Source organism: Gordonia sp. SGD-V-85 (genome assembly GCF_001456905.1).
Lineage (GTDB): Bacteria > Actinomycetota > Actinomycetes > Mycobacteriales > Mycobacteriaceae > Gordonia > Gordonia hongkongensis.
Genome location: NZ_LNQO01000055.1, coordinates 1 through 1,392 on the forward strand (window position 1 = coordinate 1; position 1,392 = coordinate 1,392).

Annotated in this window: 2 protein-coding genes and 1 pseudogene; 2 read left to right on the forward strand and 1 reads right to left on the reverse strand. The window is 66.2% G+C overall.

Features of this window, described 5'->3' with window-relative positions:
• A partial coding sequence (locus tag AS181_RS24390) for a hypothetical protein (RefSeq protein WP_139114288.1) occupies window positions 1-185 on the reverse strand: 185 nt, incomplete at its 3' end.
• A 363-nt stretch (window positions 186-548) separates the two neighbouring features.
• Here AS181_RS24390 and AS181_RS24395 point away from each other — a divergent pair.
• On the forward strand, window positions 549-974 hold the full coding sequence (locus AS181_RS24395; protein WP_035755679.1) for a hypothetical protein: 426 nt from the start codon (window positions 549-551) through the stop codon (window positions 972-974).
• Window positions 971-1,392 (forward strand): annotated as a pseudogene (locus AS181_RS24400) (hypothetical protein); the annotation flags it as partial. The gene AS181_RS24395 and the pseudogene AS181_RS24400, both read left to right, overlap by 4 nt.

Genomic DNA, 1,392 nt, shown 5'->3' on the forward strand with positions numbered 1-1,392 from the left:
CGCGACATCGCCGGCAAGGACGGCGGGTCGTCGAACTCGCCCGATAGCGGCAGCGGCGGCGATGACTTCTCGTGGCTGTTCGGGGAGGGGTCTGCTGGTTCGTCGACACTTCCGTCGTTGACCACGACGTCGTTGCCGCCGAGCGCTGCGACGTCGGAACCGGCGTATCCGTGGGAGCTCGACACCTCGTCACCATCGGCTCCGTCCGAGACAGTTCCCTCGGGGGCCTCATCGGTCCCGCAAACCACACCGCCCGGCGGCGCGTCCGGGCTGCCACCGTTCCTCAGCGGGGCCTCGCAATGAGTCTGATCGTCCTCTCGGCCAACCCTTCCCGCGTGTGCGGGCGCGGGTTGTGCCGCGCTTGTGGTGGTGGTCGAACCACCACCGCCAGCTAGACCCTTTCTCTTCCACTCACGCACTCAGCGAATCACTCCGGAAGGAGCGAGTACATGTTCAGTGACAGTGCAATCCGACCCCCGTTCGGGGGACAGACCTCTCACAACCCGGACTACCCGGGCCGTCCTATCAGCCCGCATGCAGGTGAGCCGGTGTGGTTGAGTCCCATCGATCTGGTCACCGCAGTCACCGACCCGGCCATCTCGGTGATCCTGACCGATGAGAACGGTTGCGCGTCGGCTCGATGGGGGATGGGCAACGGCCACAGCATTACGCGGCTCAAAGAAGCGTACGACGACCGGGCACGGTGCGTACTGCCCGGTGACCGCGGCTACCGTCTCGACGCGAACAGCGTTGTGTTGGTAGTTGGTTCGAACGGCTCGTTGCCGGAGGAACTGCTGGTCGGCGCCACCTACCGCGACGTATTCGACGACACGCTGCACACCATCGACCCGTTCTCCCTGACCGCGGCCCGCCGCGGTGTGTTCGGCGATGAACACCCCCTGCACTGGCACCTCGCCGCGTGCGATCGCTGGACCCGCACATACCGCCACGGGGGCGAGGTGAAGTTCGGATGAGTACCGGCTGGCAGAACGATCCGAGTGTGCAGACCTGGCTGCACACCGCCGAACCTCACCCCGACCAGGCCACCGAGTGGAACGACGAGCCGGCGCCTGCTGAGCAGGACATCACCGCACCCATCGAGGACGTCGAACCCCTCGACGACAACCACTACGGCTACGCCGCCCACGAGGAGCCCCCGGTCGTCGAGTTTGAGGATGTCGAGGACGACCCTTACGTCGAGACTGTTTATCCCACACCGACTGTCGCCCGCAGCACTCCACCTTCGACGCCTCCGGCACGGGGGCAACGTCGGTGGTTGCTGATCGTGGGCGCCTCGGTGGGCGTGATCGTCGTTGCGGTGCTGGTGATCGTGTTCTCGATCAAAGCGGTCGTTGGCGGCGGGGGAGGCGACGGCATCACCGATCCGGTCGC